This is a genomic window from Ruegeria sp. BB10, assembly GCF_056535725.1.
This window is the reverse complement of sequence record NZ_JBQFIW010000001.1, coordinates 2411636-2427097: the sequence shown is the minus strand read 5'-3', so window position 1 is coordinate 2427097 and position 15462 is coordinate 2411636. Positions and strand designations below refer to the sequence as shown.

Genomic DNA, 15462 nt, shown 5'->3' with positions numbered 1-15462 from the left:
GGTGGGGGCTGTGACACGTGGCGCCGAGGGAAGCTATCTGAGCTACAGGTACTGTTTTGCCCTTTGTTTGCGGCGTCACAATGGTTCGATCTGGGCCTTATTGTGACGTTTTCTTGCCGTTAGGCGGGCTCTGGAAAGTCAAAGCGCAGCGACAACCGGTTACAACCATTGCTTCGTTCATAGCGGATATCGCTGGTCAGTTCATGGATTAGAAACCAACCGAACCCACCTTCGGGCAGGTCTTCGACCGTCGATCCCAGTGATGCCGGGATGCCGTCAGGTACCCGAAATCCGGGTAACGGGTTGCCGGTGTCCGAGATCAAAATCTCAAGCCAGTTCTGATGCAGGCGGCACCGAACCTTCACCTTGGCCGGAGTTATGTCGGCATAGGCGTGTTCGACCACGTTATTGATTGCTTCGGCCAGCGCGATTTTTACATCACCCGCCTTGCGCGCCGGAAGCCCATGCGTCGCCAACCCCCGGCTGAGTTGCGCGATCCCGGCACTGGCCTCAGTCTCAGTTGCTGCGAAGCTCAGATCTAAACACTTGCCGTTGTACATGGGCATCGCGCCTATTCAGATAGTCAATTAGGTCAATCCGCGGAGGTCGACAGGGCATCTTCCAGGGTTGGATACAGTTTGAACACCGTGTCCATACGGGTCAGGCGGAATACCTTTTCAACAAAAGGGTGCAGCCCAGCCAGGTCCAGCCTGCGCTCATTTCCAAGCTGTTTCATCGAGGCGACGATGGCACCTAAGCCACTTGAATCTATGAACTCGACACTGGTCAGGTCCAGCACCACGCGTGTGGCCCCGCCTTCGGCCTGATTGCGCATATCTTCCTTGAACTGGATGGCCATGGCCGCATCAATCCGGTCGGAATGCACTTTGATAATTTGGGTTGCGTCGGTCGTTGTGCTGGTCAAGGCCATGCGCGACGGTCCTCTAATATGAAACTCGCTAGTAGAAATACGCTAGACGACAATTCTTACCATTCGGTATCTATCAATGCTGAAAGAGGAGGATCATCGCGATGAAACAGGTTGTTATCGCGGGGGCGGCGCGGACGCCCATGGGCGGGTTTCAGGGTATGTTCGACGGTATTGCCGCTGCTGAATTGGGCGGGAGCGCCATTCGTGCTGCGCTGCACGGCGCGGGCGCTGATACGGTCGACGAGGTGCTGATGGGCTGTGTTCTGCCCGCCGGCCAGGGCCAGGCCCCGGCACGACAGGCCGGATTTGCGGCGGGATTGGGTGAAGAGGTGCCCGCAACAACCCTGAACAAGATGTGCGGGTCGGGAATGAAAGCTGCCATGATCGCATTTGACCAGATTGCTCTGGGTCACGCTGATACGATGATCGCAGGTGGCATGGAGAGTATGACCAACGCCCCTTACCTGTTGCCGAAAATGCGCGGCGGTGCGCGCATCGGGCATGGTCAGGTGGTTGACCATATGTTTCTGGACGGCCTCGAGGACGCCTATGACAAAGGCCGCCTGATGGGTACCTTCGCCGAGGATTGCGCCGAAGCCTATCAATTCACGCGAGAATCGCAGGACGAATACGCGCTGCAGTCGCTTTCCAACGCCCTGTCTGCACAGGAAAGTGGTGCCTTCGAGGGTGAGATCACACCTGTTACCTCCAAGACCCGCAAGGGCGAGGTCACTTTTGCCCAAGATGAACAGCCGCAATCCGCCCGGCCAGATAAAATCCCGACGCTGAAACCTGCCTTTCGTAAGGATGGGACGGTCACGGCAGCCAATTCGTCATCGATTTCTGACGGGGCAGCCGCGTTGCTACTGGCTTCGGCTGAGGCGGCCGAAGCGCAGGGCCTGACTGTGCGTGCCCGGATCATTGGTCATGCCAGCCACGCGCAGGCCCCGGGTTTGTTCACGACCGCGCCGGTTCCGGCCGCACAGAAACTACTGTCGAATATCGGCTGGTCCAAAGATGACGTCGACCTGTGGGAGGTGAACGAGGCCTTTGCCGTTGTACCCATGGCCTTTATGCACGAAATGGGCCTGTCGCGCGACAAGGTGAACGTAAATGGCGGGGCCTGCGCTTTGGGGCATCCAATCGGCGCCTCGGGCGCGCGGATCATGGTCACTCTGCTCAACGCGCTGGAAAAGCGGAACCTCAAACGCGGCGTGGCTGCCATCTGCATCGGTGGCGGCGAAGGCACGGCCATCGCCATCGAACGCGTTTGACGCTTGGGTTTATTCCACATACTGCGGGATGAACCTTTTCCAAAGAGCTCAATCATGACCGCCGATTACGACACGCTTGCTAAAACCATCGCCGCCCTGACCGAAGGTGAAACGGATCAGGTTGCCCTAATGGCGACAATTACCTGCGAGGTGCATCACGCCGATGACCGGTTCGACTGGACTGGCTTTTACCGCGTGACCCAGCCCGGTTTGTTAAAGATCGGTCCCTATCAGGGTGGGCACGGCTGTTTGGTCATTCCGTTCGACCGGGGCGTCTGTGGTGCTGCCGCACGGACTGGCGAAGTGCAGCTTGTGTCGGATGTCGAAGCCTTTCCGGGTCACATCGCCTGTGCGACGTCCACCCGGTCAGAATTGGTGCTGCCAGTGCGGGACGCATCGGGAAAGGTGGTAGCGGTGTTCGACATCGACAGCAATCAGCCGGACGCATTTACCGATCAGGACGCCAAAGCGCTTGGCACCATTCTGACCGACGTCTTTGCAAGATGAATTCAGCCGGGACATGTCCCGGCTGATTAATGTTCAAAAAAGGGTCGCGATTTATCAGCTTGCCAGAATCTTGGCCTTTTGCGCGGCGAATTCCCCTTCCGTCAGATGGCCGCTCTCCTTGAGCTTGGCTAGCCGTTCCAATTCATCCGCGGCGGATACGCTCGCGACCGAGCGGATGTAGTCCTTCTGCGCCTCTTCTATCTGATTCATGGTCTCGACATTGTGCTGGTGCATCTTATCCCCGCGCACGATGAGATAGCACAGCACGCCCAACCAGGGGATCAGGATCACAAAGGCGATCCACAACGCTTTGCCTCCGCCGCTCAGGTCCTTTGAGCGGAAGACATCGGCAACGACCGAAATCATCACCCAGAACCAGGCAACCATCAGGAACAACCAGAAGATTGACCAGACTATATCGAAGAAACCGATCCCATTTTCCATATTCATCCAACCCTTTGCATAAAAAATAGAAATCTCTGCGCACAGAGACACCTATTTGTAACAGACAGTTGGCGATATGGTTAGATATTGTTTTAGGTGAATATAATATTTTTACAGTAGTTTTTCCGAGGCTTCGGTCATCACCAAGAATATTAGAATCATTTGAACGCCAGTTATCGCGAACAGCCAGACTGAGAACCCGCGTTTGCGGGTTTTGTGCCTGAAAATCCATCGCCCGACCACTGCGCCGGGGCTGCCACCAAGCGCGGCCAGCCATAATAGGCGGCGTTCCGGCACTCGGTTTTTGCGCCGTCGTGCGCGGGCCTTGTCCCAGCCAAAGGCCAATAGTGTCAGGGTGTTGATCCCCCATAAATAGATCACTGCAATCCACATGCGAAAGGCATATCAAGCAAACTGATCAAGTGAAATGAAAAAACTCTTGGAAATTTCATGATTCTCAGCCATCGTGAAAAAGGAGAGGAAATTTTCACAAGAATCGGAGCGGCCCTGGTGAATACCCAAGCCCCCCACAGCGCGACACTTGGTGCGGATATCCGCGCCCTGCGCAAGGCGCGCGGGTTGACCTTGACCGAGATTGCAGCGCGGCTGAACCGGTCGGTCGGATGGCTCAGCCAGGTTGAGCGCGACATGTCCGATCCCTCGATCTCGGACCTGCGCCAGATTGCTGAGTGTCTGGGTGTGCCGATGTCGATGCTGTTTGCGCATTCTTCGGTGCCGGTGGCCGAACAGGGTTATGTGGTGCGCGCCGGATCGCGCCGTCCGATGGGCTCGGGTGAGGAAGGGTTGATCGAAGAATTGCTTTCGCCCGATCTGACTGATGATTTCGAGATGGTACATTCCACATTCGAGCCCCGCTCCAGCATGCAGAAACCGGCCAATCGGCCGACGCAAGAGGTTGGTTACATGATCTCTGGCCGATTGGATCTGACCATAGGCTCCAACCAGTTCACGGTGGGGTCGGGTGACAGTTTCCGCATCCGGCATGAACCCTATCAATGGGCCAACCCCTATGATGAGCCCGCCGTGGCCATCTGGGTCATCGCCCCGCCGGTGTATTGATGAGTTTCGAGGCCTGGACCATATTCGCGCTGTTTTGGGTAGTGTTCGTAACTACGCCGGGGCCGAATGCGGTCAATTGTATTTCGAATGGGATGAGCCTGCCGTTTCCAAAGGCGATGCTTGGCGTTCTGGCAATCCTGACGCAGGCCAGCGCGTTTCTGATTCTGTCGGCGCTGGGTGTGACCGCGCTGATCGCGGCCTTTCCAACCGGGTTCTTCATCGCAAAGCTGGTGGGCGCGGGTTTCCTGATCTGGGTGGGTATTCGTGGCTGGATGAATGCTACGAAACCTGCGCCAGCTTCGGAACGGCCTGCACGTCATGTCTATCTGCACGCGCTGGCCGTGGCGACGATCAACCCCAAAAGCGTGGCGGGATATCTGGCGGCCTTTTCGCAATTTGTGCAGCCCGAGGTGCCGATCTGGCAGCAGATGGGGGTGATCATGCCCACCGCGCTGGTCATCACCACGCTCAGCTATACCGGGTTCACCTTGCTAGGTGCGCTGATGGGCAAGGCGGCACTGGGGGCGGTGTTCAACATCTGGGTGCGCCGGGTCATGGCGACCTGTTTCATCATCTATGGCGTGTTGCTGGGGGCCAGCTCCACGCCCGCAACAAGGGGGTAATGACATGCAAGCCGGTTCCTGCCTGTGCGGCGCGGTCGCGTTCACGATTGACGGAGAGTTGTCGCCGCCCTCGGCCTGCCATTGCGGTCAGTGCCGCAAGCAATCAGGGCATTATTGGTCTTCGACCTCGACCCATCAGGACAACCTCAGCTTCGCTGCCAGCGATACGCTGAACTGGTTCCGTGCCTCGGACATTGCTCGGCGTGGCTTTTGCAACGCCTGCGGTTCGTTCCTGTTTTGGCAGCACAATGACGAAGACACGATTTCGATTTCCATGGGCGCACTGGATGAGCCCACAGGACTGCACCTCGCCCGGCATATCTTTGTCGCTGACAAGGGCGATTACTACAACATCACAGACGATCTGCCCCAACGGGCACAGTAACAAGGATCAAGACCAATGAGCGATTTTCCGACAAAAGCCCGCGTGGTTGTTATCGGTGGCGGTGTGGTGGGAGCCTCCTCGCTGTACCATCTGGCCAAGAAAGGCTGGACCGACTGCGTTCTGCTGGAAAAGAACGAGCTGACCGCAGGCTCGACCTGGCACGCGGCGGGTAACGTACCGACTTTCTCGACCTCATGGGCGATCATGAACATGCAGCGGTACTCGACCGAGCTGTATGCGCGGCTGGGTGAAGAAGTCGACTATCCGATGAACTATCATCAGTCCGGTTCGATCCGTTTGGCGCACAGCAAAGAGCGGATGCAGGAGTTTGAGCGTGCCATGTCGATGGGCCTGTACCAGGGCATCCCGATGGAGATGTGGACCCCAGAAGAGGCCAAGGAACGCTATCCCTTCCTTGAAACGCATGATCTTGAGGGCGTGCTGTATGATCCGACCGATGGTGACATTGACCCGGCGCAGTTGACACAGGCGTTGGCCAAGGGTGCCCGCGACATGGGACAAAAGATCATCCGGTTCTGCCCGGCAACCGGCGTGACCCAGCACGACGACGGCACTTGGACCGTACACACTGACAAGGGCGATATCGCCTGTGACTATGTGGTCAACGCTGCTGGGTATTACGCGCAGCGCGTGGGTGAGTGGTTCAAGCCTTACGGTGGCCGCACTGTGCCCGCGATGGTCATGAGTCACCAGTACCTGCTGACCGACGAAATCCCCGAGGTTGAAGAATGGTCCAAGGAAAACGGCGGCAAGAAGCTGCCGCTGCTGCGCGACGTAGATATCTCGTACTACCTGCGGCAAGAGAAGCACGGCTTCAACCTTGGCCCGTATGAGCCCAACTGCAAGGGCCACTGGATGAGCGAAGACGACCCGATGCCCGAGGATTTCTCGTTCCAGCTTTGGAATGACGATCTGGATCGGATTGAGGACATCGTCACCGACGCGATGGAACGGGTGCCGCTGATGGCAACCTCGGGCGTTGGTCGCGTGATCAACGGCCCGATTCCTTACGCGCCGGACGGTCTGCCACTGATTGGCCCAATGCCGGGCGTCAAAAACGCGTTCGAGGCGCACACCTTTACCTTCGGCATCGCGCAAGGCGGTGGTGCAGGCAAAGTGCTGGCCGAATGGATTGTCGATGGTCACACCGAATGGGATATGTGGGCCGTCGATCCGCGCCGCTATACCGATTACACCGATCAGGATTACTGCAACCAGAAAGGGCTTGAGGTCTATGGCAACGAATACGCCATGCACTATCCCCAACACGAATGGCCGGCCGCACGCGACAAGAAACTGTCGCCGGTCCACGCCAAGGTGAAGGAACTGGGCGGCGTCATGGGAGTATATAACGGTTGGGAACGGGCCAACTGGTTCGCACAACCCGGCGATGACACCTCGCTTGAAGCCACCCATACCTGGGGCCGCTCGGGCCCGTGGGAGCAGCGCGTCAAAGAAGAATGCGAGGCTGTACGCGACCATTGCGGTGTGTTGGATCTGCCGGGCTTTTCGCGCTTTATGGTCAAAGGCGAGGGCGCGGCCGAGGCGTTGCGCGGGCTGGTCGCGGGTGGTCTGCCCAAGGTCGGCCGCATCAATCTGGTTTATATCTCGGACGATCGGGGCCGGATTCTGACCGAGATGTCCTGCCTGCGTTTGGGCGAGGATGAGTTCGTCATGATAACGGCCGCAACGGCGCAGTGGCATGACCGCGATATTCTGGTGAATGCGATGCCTGCTGGTGTTTCGGTCGAGGATGTCACCACCACACGCGATACACTGATCGTCACCGGCCCGAAATCGCGGGATATCCTGTCGGGTTTGACGGATGCCGATCTGACCACAGGTTGGCTGACCCACCAAGCGGCCACCGTCGCCGGGCAACCCGCCTATTTGATCCGAGTGTCCTTTGCCGGCGAGCTGGGCTGGGAAGTGCATGCCCTGAACGAGCATATGCCTGCCATCTATGACGCGATCATTGATGCCGGGGCCAAGCCGTTCGGTATGTATGCCTTGAACTCGCTGCGTATCGAAAAGGGATATCGCGCCTGGAAAGGCGACCTGTCGACCGACTATTCGCTGCTGGAAGGTGGACTGGGGCGGTTCGTCAAGCTGGACAAGCCGCAGGACTTCCCCGGCAAGGCCGCGATCCAGAACGAAAAACAGCAGGGCGTGAAGAAATCCTTTGTCACCCTGACTGTGGACGCAGGCGATTGCGACGCACCGTACATGTCTTGCATATGGCAGAATGGTGAGATCGTTGGCGAAACCACCTCGGGCGCATGGGGCTACCGTGTTGGCAAATCCATTGCGCTGGGCATGATCAAGGCCGAGCTTGCCAACCCCGGCACCGAACTTGAGGTCGAAATTTACGGCCGGAAATGCCGCGCCGTGGTAGAAGAGGATCAACCGCTGTGGGATCCTCAGAACGAGCGGCTGCGCGCCTAACCCCTGTCGGAGGAGCCATGAGCAAGCGATATTCCAAATTGGGGCCCGGTGAGGGTCCCAACTATGACTGGGAAAACGACCATACGTTCGTAAAGGTTTCGGCCCGTGATACGAATGGCGCCTATACGCTCATGGAAGACAATCTGAAGGACAGCTTCGCGCTTGGCCTTCATCGCCACGATACTCATGCCGAGACCTTCTATTTCTTGGAAGGTGAAGTGGATTTCTATGTCGACGGTGACTGGCATCGATGCGGTCCGGGTACCACGATGCATGTCCCGCCAGGGGTTCCGCATGCTTGTCGCGTGGCCGATGGGGCACCGGCGCGGATGCTGATGATTTTTCAGCCTTCGGGGTTTGATGGGTTCCTTGCAGAACTTTCGACTATGACCAACGCCGATTTCGCTGATGAGGCTAAGATGGCAGCACTAAACGCCCGCTATGACATCATCCCGATGGGTCCCGTTCCGTCGCATCCAGACGATCAGGCATAAAGGCAGTATCTGATGACGACACCCACAGTCATGTCCGGCGTTTATCTGACCCAACACGGCGGACCCGAGGCGTTGGAATGGCGCGACGACCTTCCGGTACCGCAACCGGGTCCGGGGCAGGCGCTGGTTCGGGTGTTGGCCGCCGGGGTGAACAACACGGATATCAATACGCGGGTCGGCTGGTATTCCTCGGATGTGACAGGCGCGACGGATTCAGTTGATCAGGACGTCGATGCCGGAGGTTGGGGCGGTGCGCTGCAGTTTCCGCGCATTCAGGGTGGTGATTTATGTGGTGTCGTTGAAAAAGTGGGTTCAGGGGTGGCGTTCCAACCGGGCCAACGCGTGACCTGCCCGATCAACCTGCCCCGCCCCAGACCCGGTCACCCGACCGGTTTCGTTGCGCTGGGCTCGGAGTTGGACGGCGCATTTGCGCAATACTGTCTGGTTGAGGCGGATGATCTGTACGACGTCAGCGCCTCGCCCCTGTCTGACGTGGAAATCGCCGCCATCCCCTGCGCCTTTGGCACGGCCGAGAACCTGCTGGCCCGCGCAGGTGTGACCTCGGGGCAAAAGGTGCTGATCACCGGCGCGTCAGGTGGCGTCGGTCTGGCGGCCGTACAGCTGGCGGTGTTGCGGGGGGCAACCGTCTGGGGCGTGACCAGCCCGTCCAAGGCTGAAGTGGTCAAATTACAGGGCGCCGCGGATACGTTCGACCGTGATGCCGCACTGCCAGCCGATATGTTCGACGTGGTGATCGACGTTGTGGGCGGCCCGGCATGGCCCGGCCTGATCCTGGCGTTGAAACCGGGTGGCCACTACGCGGTTTCCGGTGCCATCGCCGGCCCGATCGTAAAGGCCGACCTGCGAGATATCTATTTGCGCGACATCACCATTCACGGCTGCACCCATCAGGCGTTCGAGGTGTTCGGACGGTTGGTTGAGATGATCAATGGCGGGCGCATCATGCCCTTGATCGCAAAGACTTATCCGCTAAAGGACATCGCAACCGCGCAGGCTGATTTTCAATCCAAGGCGTTTGCGGGCAAACTTGTGCTGATTCCCTGAATAGGATGAGATATGGCGGATATCACTCTTCTGGATGGCTCAATCGGACAGGAACTGGTCAAGCGCAGCGGGGACCGGGCCACGCCACTGTGGTCGACGCGGGTGATGATCGACTATCCCGAACTGGTGGGTGACGTACATGACGACTACTTTCGTCGTGGTGCGACTGTCGCCACCACAAACACCTATGCCGTCCACCGCTCGCGTCTGGTGCGCGTGGGGATGGAGGATCAGGTCGCAAACCTGATCGACACTGCCCTGACCCAGGCCGAGCGGGCCCGTGAAGGAACCAGAGGGCGGATTGCCGGATCGCTAGGGCCGCTATTGGCTTCGTACCGACCCGACCTGAACCCTGACCCGACAGATGCAGCGAATAAGTTTCGAGAGCTAGTGTCGCTGATGGCCACGCGCGTCGATCTTTTCCTGATTGAAACGGTGTGTTCGGTGCAGGAAGCCCAAGGCGCTTTGCGCGGGACAGAGGGCTGCGGCAAACCTGTCTGGCTGGGGCTGTCGGTGATGGATGAGGACGGAACCCGCCTACGCTCGGGCGAGCTGTTGAGGGATATCGAACCGGTTGTGGCACGCTTTGCGCCCGACGCCATCTTGATCAACTGTTCGCGTCCCGAGGCGATTCCCGCGGCGCTGCCGATCATTGCGCAGATGGGCCGCCCGTTCGGGGCCTATGCCAACGGGTTCACCGGAATATCAGAAGGATTTCTGAAAGACGCACCCACAGTCGATGCATTGGAACAACGTCAGGATCTTGGACCTGATGCCTATGCCGATCACGCCATGGCCTGGGTGGCGCAGGGGGCGACGATTGTGGGTGGCTGTTGCGAAGTTGGCCCGGATCACATCGAAACGCTGGCCGGCCGGCTGCGCGCAGCCGGCCACCGGATTGTCTGAGGAAAAGGCGATGCGGACACGTTCGGACAATTTACCGCAGACACAGCAGCACTTCGATATCCTTGTGGCACCCGGCTATGTGTTGTTGGAACTGGCCTCGCTGGTCGAAGTTCTGCGACTGGCCAACCGCGTCTGTCCGACCCCTCCGTTCACCTATGCCTATCGGTCACTGAAAGGCGGCCCGATTTCCAGCAGCAGCGAGGCGATGGTTCAAACTGATCCTGTCCCGGCGCAGCCCAAGGCGGATTACCTGTTCGTGATCGGCAATTCTGACCCGGATCACCCCGACCTTTCGCTGGGGCGTGTAGTGTCGAGCTATACGTTCCGCGGGGCCAAGGTGTTCCTTTTGGCCGAGGCCGCCAGCCGCTATATCAACGAACACGGCACGGGCGACATGGCGACCCATTGGGAGAACGCCTCGTTCCTGCGTGAGCGCGGCGCCCGGTTCGAGGCCAAGCTGTCCATTGCCACCGAACAGGGCGCGGTGGTGACCTGTGCCGGGATGGAGGCGACAACAGATGTGGCGCTGGCGGTGATCGGTCGCCATATCTCGGGACCTGCCAAGATGACGGTGGCCGATATCATGCTGCATGAAAACATCCGCGATTTTTCATCAATGCAGCCGTTTTCCGGGGCGAAACTGACCGCGACGGGCGACGCCAGACTGGATCAGTGCATCAAGCTGATGCAGGCCAACATTGAAGACCCGATGCCAATCCATCAGATCGTCGAGTCGCTGCACCTGTCGAACCGGTCGCTAGAGCGGAAGTTCAAAACCTTTTTCGGTACCACGCCCAATGGATTCTATCGTGAAATGCGACTGGCCAAGGCCAATAACCTGCTGCTGAACACCACAATGAGCGTTCGTGAAATCGGGCTTGCCTGCGGATTTCCCAACGGTTTTTCCTCGGTCTACAAAAGCTTCTTCGGGGTTACGCCCTTTGTTGTAAGGCGGGAAAAACGGGCCGCGATACAACGGTGAAAATCGCCAATACAGTGACGGTTTTGGCGCATTTATTGTCGATCTTCCGTGGCATTTTGGCGCAAACCTGACACATCGGAGATTCTCAGGATGGTTGATCTTCCCAGCAAGGCCAAAGTGGTCATCATCGGCGGCGGCGTCATCGGATGCTCGGTCGCTTATCATTTGACCAAGAAGGGCTGGAACGACGTTGTGCTGCTGGAGCGCAAGCAACTGACCAGCGGCACCACATGGCATGCCGCCGGTCTGATCGCGCAGCTGCGCGCCACGGCGAACATGACCAAGTTGGCGAAATACAGTCAGGAGCTTTACGGCTCGCTTGAGGAAGAGACCGGTGTGGCCACCGGTTTCAAACGCTGCGGGTCGATCACCGTGGCGTTGACCGAAGAGCGCAAGGAAGAAATCTATCGCCAGGCCGCCATGGCTCGCGCTTTTGGGGTGGAAGTCGAAGAGATTTCCAACGAACGCGTTCAGGAACTGTATCCGCATATCAACCTCGAAGGTGTGACGGGCGCGGTTTACCTGCCGCTGGACGGGCAGGGCGATCCGGCGAACATTGCGCTAGCTTTGGCCAAGGGCGCACGCCAACGCGGTGCGGTTGTCAAAGAGCGGGTGAAGGTTGCCGATATCGTCAAGCAGGGCCGCAAGGTGACCGGTGTCGATTGGGTTGCGGATGACGGCAGCGCCTCGGGTCATATCGAATGTGACATGGTGGTGAACTGTGCGGGAATGTGGGGGCATGAGGTCGGTCGCATGGCGGGCGTCAATGTCCCGCTGCACGCGTGCGAACACTTCTATATCGTCACCGAGAGTATTGACGGGTTGACCCAGTTGCCGGTGCTGCGGGTGCCGGATGAATGCGCCTATTACAAGGAAGACGCAGGAAAAATCCTGCTAGGGGCCTTTGAGCCCAACGCCAAGCCTTGGGCGATGAATGGCATCCCTGACACGTTCGAGTTTGACCAGCTGCCTGAAGATTTTGATCACTTTGAACCGATCCTCGAAGCTGCCTGTGAACGGATGCCGATGTTGGCCGAGGCCGGTATCCATACCTTCTTTAACGGACCGGAGTCTTTCACACCCGATGATGCATACCATCTGGGCCTCGCGCCCGAGATGGACAATGTCTGGGTTGCCGCGGGGTTCAACTCGATCGGTATCCAGTCCGCCGGTGGCGCGGGCATGGCGCTGGCTGAATGGATGGATACGGGCGAGAAGCCGTTTGATCTGGGCGATGTGGACATCAGCCGGATGCAACCTTTCCAGGGCAATAAGCAGTATCTGTTTGAACGCTCTAAGGAAACGCTGGGCCTGCTTTATGCCGACCACTATCCCTATCGCCAGAAAGCCTCCGCGCGGGGTGTGCGGCGGACCCCGTTCCACCATCATCTGCTGGAACAGGGCGCCGTGATGGGCGAATTGGCTGGTTGGGAGCGCGCCAACTGGTTTGCCAATGAAGGGCAAGAGCGTGAATACCACTACAGCTGGAAGCGCCAGAACTGGTTCGAGAACTCGGCCACCGAACACCACGCCGTGCGTGAGAATGTGGGCATGTACGATATGTCCTCGTTCGGTAAAATCCGCGTCGAAGGACCGGATGCTGAGAAGTTCATGAACTATGTCGGCGGCGGCGACTATTCGGTGCCGAATGGCAAGATCGTCTATACTCAGTTTTTGAACCGTACCGGCGGGATTGAGGCGGACGTGACCGTCACCCGCCTGACGGAAACTTCCTATCTGGTGGTCACTCCGGCGGCGACCCGTCTGGCGGACCAGACCTGGATGATGCGTCACGCAGGTAACTTCAACGTGGTCATCACCGATGTCACCGCGGGCGAGGGCGTTCTGGCCGTTATGGGGCCGAATGCGCGTACGCTGCTGGAGAAAGTCTCACCCAGTGATTTCTCGAACGCGACCAACCCGTTTGGCACCGCGCAGGAGATTGAGATTGGCATGGGCCTCGCTCGCGCGCATCGCGTGACCTATGTGGGTGAGCTTGGTTGGGAAATCTATGTTTCATCCGACATGGCAGGGCACGTGTTTGAAACCTTGCACGAGGCCGGGCAGGACATGGGTCTGAAACTGTGCGGCATGCATATGATGGACAGTTGCCGGATCGAGAAGGGCTTCCGCCATTTCGGCCATGACATCACCTGTGAGGATCACGTGGTCGATGCGGGCCTGGGCTTTGCCGTGAAGGTCGACAAGGGCAGCGACTTTATCGGCCGCGAGGCGGTGATTGCACGTAAGGAAAGCGGGCCGAAGAACCGTCTGGTCCAGTTCAAACTGACCGATGCCGAACCGCTGCTGTTCCACAACGAACCGATCATCCGGGATGGCGAATATGTGGGTTATCTGAGTTCAGGCAACTATGGCCACACGTTGGGTGGTGCCATCGGTCTGGGCTATGTCCCGTGTGAGGGTGAGAAGGCAGTAGATGTGCTGGCCTCGACCTACGAGATCGACGTGTGCGGTGTGAAGGTCAAGGCAGAGGCTTCGCTGAAGCCGATGTATGACCCGAAATCCGAACGCGTTAAGGTGTAATCAAATTGTCGGGGCGCTGCGGCGCCCCGCTCGATTTTAGTGCCTGCCTGTATTGGCACGACGTATCAGATTTCCTGATGACCCTCTTCACAGTTTTCGCGGTTTCCAAGCTAGTCTGATTTGCCGTAGAGAAATACGGTATCAGTCGGAGACCCGCCGTGGCAGACGCCCCACTACCATCGAACAATGCAGACACGCCCAAAGGGCTTGCGCTGGCTGTGACGGCCTATGTCCTGTGGGGATTTTTGCCCCTGTATATGAAGGCACTGTCGCACGTTGGCCCGGTTGAGATTGTTGCGCATCGCGTCATCTGGTCGGTACCTGTGGCCGGGTTGTTGCTTGTGGCGCTGGGGCGTACGCGGGATCTGAAGGCGGCGCTGGTAAACCCAAAGATGTTAGGGATGGCTTGCCTGACGGCAGCGCTGATCTCGGTGAATTGGGCAATCTATGTCTGGTCGATTGCCAATGACCGGGCTTTGGATGCTGCGCTGGGATATTACATCAATCCGTTGTTCAGCATTGCGCTGGGCGCGGTTCTGCTGCGCGAGCCGTTGACGAAAACGCAGCTGATGGCAGTGGCGATTGCGGCCCTTGGAGTGCTGGCTTTGATCATCGAAGCGGGTAGCCTGCCGTGGCCAGCACTGGGGTTGATGGTAACGTGGGGATTTTATGCCTTTTTCAAGCGATCACTGCCCATTGGCCCCAACCAAGGCTTTTTGCTTGAGGTCCTGATCCTGCTGATCCCGGCGTTGATGTACGTCACGTGGTTGGGTGTGAAAGGTGCTGGCAATTTTGGGGTGGGTGCATCGGACACCTTGCTGCTGGCTGCGGCCGGGGTGGTGACGGCGGTGCCCCTGCTGGTTTATGCCAATGGGGCCAAGCTGGTACGGTTGTCGACCATGGGTATTCTGCAATATATCGCTCCGACCATGATTTTTATCACCGCCATTACCGTGTTTGGTGAACAGATTGACCGAGGACGCATGATTGCATTTCCTCTGATCTGGACGGCTCTGGTGGTGTATTCGATTCCGATGATCCGGCAGATGCGGGCTCAGGCTTGACGTAGCAGACGGGCCGCCTCTTCGGCCCAGATCGCATAGGTTTTTGGACTTGGGTGATATCCGTCCGGCGCGACCAGTGCCGGATCGTCGGCCAGATCCATCGCCAGATACCGCGCCTGCGCGAAGCTGGCCGTAACATGCCGTAGGCCCTGATCCAACCGTCTTGCCTGACGGCCTAAGACCCAGGCCAGCGGCTGCGGCAGGGCAGGGAACCGGTTCATCTGCGGTACCGCTGTGACGGCCAATCGTTTTACGCCCAGAGGGCCGGTCAAAAGCTTCAACAATTGGGTCTGGCGGTCCACGAAGCGCTTGTACGTCACGCCGCGCGTCACGTCATTTACACCGAGCGCTGTCACTGCCATGTCGAACTGGCCGCTCACGCCGCGCAATCGGTCAATCGTATCCTGAGTTGTGTGTCCAGTGGTGGCCTCAAGCCGCCATTCGACCGTGTAGTGACTGGCCAGTCGGGACACAAGATGCCCGGACAGCGCTTGCGCCTGCGTCCCCGCACCGACCCCGGCGGCCGAGCTGTCGCCCGTGATCAGCAACCGCAACCGGGGCCCACGCCCTTCGCGCCCTTCGCGCGGGCCAATTGGTTCCGGCAGCAATTGGGCGTTGCGGCGCACCGACAGGCCCTGCATCGCCAGAACCGGCAGTAAAGGCACGCGCAACAGCTGATCCGGGGCAAAAGGCATGG

17 protein-coding genes are annotated in these 15462 nt (G+C 58.6%); 12 read left to right on the top strand and 5 right to left on the bottom strand.

The genetic code is table 11. From position 1 onward, the window contains the following. Positions 1 to 119 precede the first annotated feature (119 nt). The gene (locus ACR3EP_RS12555; RefSeq protein WP_480638099.1) at positions 120 to 560 is read right to left on the bottom strand and encodes an ATP-binding protein; all 441 of its coding nucleotides are present in this window, start codon (positions 558 to 560) and stop codon (positions 120 to 122) included. A gap of 32 nt (positions 561 to 592) precedes the next feature. Then, positions 593 to 931 carry an STAS domain-containing protein gene (locus ACR3EP_RS12550; protein WP_480638097.1) on the bottom strand — a complete coding sequence of 113 codons (339 nt, stop codon included), beginning with the start codon at positions 929 to 931 and terminating at the stop codon, positions 593 to 595. A 101-nt stretch (positions 932 to 1032) separates the two neighbouring features. On the opposite strand from ACR3EP_RS12550, the gene ACR3EP_RS12545 reads away from it, so the two are divergent. After that, positions 1033 to 2205 carry an acetyl-CoA C-acyltransferase gene (locus ACR3EP_RS12545; RefSeq protein WP_170398261.1) on the top strand — a complete coding sequence of 391 codons (1173 nt, stop codon included), beginning with the start codon at positions 1033 to 1035 and terminating at the stop codon, positions 2203 to 2205. A gap of 54 nt (positions 2206 to 2259) precedes the next feature. Further along, a complete protein-coding gene (locus tag ACR3EP_RS12540; protein ID WP_480638095.1) occupies positions 2260 to 2712 on the top strand; it encodes a GAF domain-containing protein in 453 nt (150 codons plus the stop codon). Between the two features lie 54 nt (positions 2713 to 2766). Here the strand turns inward: ACR3EP_RS12540 and ACR3EP_RS12535 are convergent, their stop codons facing one another. Together ACR3EP_RS12535 and ACR3EP_RS12530 are read right to left on the bottom strand one after the other, a co-directional pair. After that, positions 2767 to 3162, bottom strand: coding sequence for an SHOCT domain-containing protein (locus ACR3EP_RS12535; protein ID WP_480638093.1), 396 nt, complete (start codon positions 3160 to 3162; stop codon positions 2767 to 2769). Positions 3163 to 3267: 105 nt separating this feature from the next. Then, a complete protein-coding gene (locus tag ACR3EP_RS12530; protein ID WP_480638091.1) occupies positions 3268 to 3537 on the bottom strand; it encodes a DUF1294 domain-containing protein in 270 nt (89 codons plus the stop codon). A gap of 129 nt (positions 3538 to 3666) precedes the next feature. Between ACR3EP_RS12530 and ACR3EP_RS12525 the strand changes: the two genes are divergently transcribed. The 10 genes from ACR3EP_RS12525 to rarD all read left to right on the top strand — a co-directional run bounded on the left by ACR3EP_RS12525 (position 3667) and on the right by rarD (position 14765). After that, positions 3667 to 4236, top strand: a complete 570-nt coding sequence (locus ACR3EP_RS12525) for a helix-turn-helix domain-containing protein (RefSeq protein ID WP_480638090.1) — start codon at positions 3667 to 3669, stop codon at positions 4234 to 4236. Beyond that, on the top strand, positions 4236 to 4859 hold the full coding sequence (locus ACR3EP_RS12520) for a LysE family translocator (RefSeq protein ID WP_480638088.1): 624 nt from the start codon (positions 4236 to 4238) through the stop codon (positions 4857 to 4859). Before ACR3EP_RS12525 ends, ACR3EP_RS12520 begins: the two co-directional genes overlap by 1 nt. A 4-nt stretch (positions 4860 to 4863) precedes the next feature. Next, complete coding sequence (locus ACR3EP_RS12515; protein ID WP_480638086.1) at positions 4864 to 5244, top strand: GFA family protein; 381 nt, start codon at positions 4864 to 4866, stop codon at positions 5242 to 5244. A gap of 15 nt (positions 5245 to 5259) precedes the next feature. After that, positions 5260 to 7710, top strand: coding sequence for a GcvT family protein (locus ACR3EP_RS12510; RefSeq protein WP_170351030.1), 2451 nt, complete (start codon positions 5260 to 5262; stop codon positions 7708 to 7710). A gap of 17 nt (positions 7711 to 7727) precedes the next feature. Further along, entirely contained in the window at positions 7728 to 8204 is a 477-nt protein-coding gene (locus ACR3EP_RS12505; protein WP_480638084.1) for a cupin domain-containing protein, read from the top strand. 12 nt (positions 8205 to 8216) lie between these two features. After that, positions 8217 to 9269 (top strand): alcohol dehydrogenase catalytic domain-containing protein, encoded by a 1053-nt coding sequence (locus ACR3EP_RS12500; protein ID WP_170578116.1) that lies wholly within the window; start codon positions 8217 to 8219, stop codon positions 9267 to 9269. A gap of 12 nt (positions 9270 to 9281) precedes the next feature. Then, positions 9282 to 10175: a homocysteine S-methyltransferase family protein gene (locus ACR3EP_RS12495; protein WP_480638082.1), complete on the top strand. Its 894-nt coding sequence runs from the start codon at positions 9282 to 9284 to the stop codon at positions 10173 to 10175. A 10-nt stretch (positions 10176 to 10185) separates the two neighbouring features. After that, a complete protein-coding gene (locus ACR3EP_RS12490; RefSeq protein ID WP_170362328.1) occupies positions 10186 to 11157 on the top strand; it encodes a GlxA family transcriptional regulator in 972 nt (323 codons plus the stop codon). A 90-nt stretch (positions 11158 to 11247) separates the two neighbouring features. Beyond that, positions 11248 to 13701, top strand: a complete 2454-nt coding sequence (locus tag ACR3EP_RS12485) for a GcvT family protein (protein ID WP_480638081.1) — start codon at positions 11248 to 11250, stop codon at positions 13699 to 13701. Between the two features lie 158 nt (positions 13702 to 13859). Further along, complete coding sequence (rarD, locus tag ACR3EP_RS12480) at positions 13860 to 14765, top strand: EamA family transporter RarD (RefSeq protein WP_170398288.1); 906 nt, start codon at positions 13860 to 13862, stop codon at positions 14763 to 14765. Here the strand turns inward: rarD and ACR3EP_RS12475 are convergent. Beyond that, a complete protein-coding gene (locus tag ACR3EP_RS12475; RefSeq protein ID WP_480638079.1) occupies positions 14756 to 15460 on the bottom strand; it encodes an SGNH/GDSL hydrolase family protein in 705 nt (234 codons plus the stop codon). The two genes, rarD and ACR3EP_RS12475, sit on opposite strands and share 10 nt — an antisense overlap. Positions 15461 to 15462: the final 2 nt, after the last annotated feature.

Coding starts and splice junctions, on each gene's coding strand:
- ACR3EP_RS12495 (WP_480638082.1), top strand. CDS start 9,282: ATGGCGGATATCACTCTTCTGGATGGCTCAATCGGACAGGAACTGGTC.
- ACR3EP_RS12550 (WP_480638097.1), bottom strand. CDS start 931: ATGGCCTTGACCAGCACAACGACCGACGCAACCCAAATTATCAAAGTG.
- ACR3EP_RS12510 (WP_170351030.1), top strand. CDS start 5,260: ATGAGCGATTTTCCGACAAAAGCCCGCGTGGTTGTTATCGGTGGCGGT.
- ACR3EP_RS12485 (WP_480638081.1), top strand. CDS start 11,248: ATGGTTGATCTTCCCAGCAAGGCCAAAGTGGTCATCATCGGCGGCGGC.
- ACR3EP_RS12555 (WP_480638099.1), bottom strand. CDS start 560: ATGTACAACGGCAAGTGTTTAGATCTGAGCTTCGCAGCAACTGAGACT.
- ACR3EP_RS12540 (WP_480638095.1), top strand. CDS start 2,260: ATGACCGCCGATTACGACACGCTTGCTAAAACCATCGCCGCCCTGACC.
- ACR3EP_RS12500 (WP_170578116.1), top strand. CDS start 8,217: ATGACGACACCCACAGTCATGTCCGGCGTTTATCTGACCCAACACGGC.
- ACR3EP_RS12520 (WP_480638088.1), top strand. CDS start 4,236: ATGAGTTTCGAGGCCTGGACCATATTCGCGCTGTTTTGGGTAGTGTTC.
- ACR3EP_RS12535 (WP_480638093.1), bottom strand. CDS start 3,162: ATGAATATGGAAAATGGGATCGGTTTCTTCGATATAGTCTGGTCAATC.
- ACR3EP_RS12505 (WP_480638084.1), top strand. CDS start 7,728: ATGAGCAAGCGATATTCCAAATTGGGGCCCGGTGAGGGTCCCAACTAT.
- ACR3EP_RS12545 (WP_170398261.1), top strand. CDS start 1,033: ATGAAACAGGTTGTTATCGCGGGGGCGGCGCGGACGCCCATGGGCGGG.
- ACR3EP_RS12475 (WP_480638079.1), bottom strand. CDS start 15,460: ATGCCTTTTGCCCCGGATCAGCTGTTGCGCGTGCCTTTACTGCCGGTT.
- ACR3EP_RS12515 (WP_480638086.1), top strand. CDS start 4,864: ATGCAAGCCGGTTCCTGCCTGTGCGGCGCGGTCGCGTTCACGATTGAC.
- ACR3EP_RS12490 (WP_170362328.1), top strand. CDS start 10,186: ATGCGGACACGTTCGGACAATTTACCGCAGACACAGCAGCACTTCGAT.